A 737-nucleotide genomic window follows, 5' to 3' on the forward strand; every position below is an offset into this window, starting at 1 on the left:
GTTGTATGTTCCAAGATCACAAACAGAAGACATATACCATTGACTATTTGCGTGGAAAATTTAATTGCGCTGAAAGTTATTCCGATTTTTATAATTTTAAACGCTATGTTATCGATAAAGCCATTAGTGATATTCATACGCACACGCCTTATCAGATAACCTATACTCAAAAGAAAAAAGGGCGGGTGGTGAGTGAGATTGTGTTTAGTTTTAAAGATAGCAGTCAAACCAAGGTAGGGGCTAAGCAGTCAAAAGCGTTGAAGAGTGATCTGAGTCCTTTTTCAATTAACGGTCTAAGTGACGCACAATTAAAGCGCATTGTTCTGAACAAAGAATTTATAGCCAATTATAACCATCTGGTCAGCTCCACCAGTCTAGCAGGCCAAAATGAGGCAGAGTGGGCAATTGAGATGGTCAAAAGACTAAAGGCGGATTCTTCAGTTTTCAATAAATGTCCTATTCGTGATTATTTAGAATATACGTAGACTAACAAAAACATTCTATTGCTGAGTGGTTAGGTACTAGCTTTGGCAGTATTAAGCCACTAGGATTTTCTAAAAAACCAGCGCTATTAGCCCAAGTATTACTGCCAAATTTAGGTATAGAGACAAACAGGCGCTAATCATTAATAAATGATAGTAATGCGCTAGAGGAGTACTTAACTGATTGTTAGCCATAATCTAACGATTATGACCTCAAGATTGCTTGAGGTTTTTTTATATCTTATATCTTATATT

The 737-nt window shown here is 36.2% G+C and carries 1 pseudogene; it reads left to right on the forward strand.

The annotated features are described in order from the left end of the window. Positions 1–485: pseudogene (locus JMY09_RS14440) on the forward strand (replication initiation protein RepM); the annotation flags it as partial. Positions 486–737: the final 252 nt, after the last annotated feature.

The sequence above is a fragment of the Psychrobacter urativorans genome (assembly GCF_904846695.1).
GTDB lineage: Bacteria > Pseudomonadota > Gammaproteobacteria > Pseudomonadales > Moraxellaceae > Psychrobacter > Psychrobacter urativorans.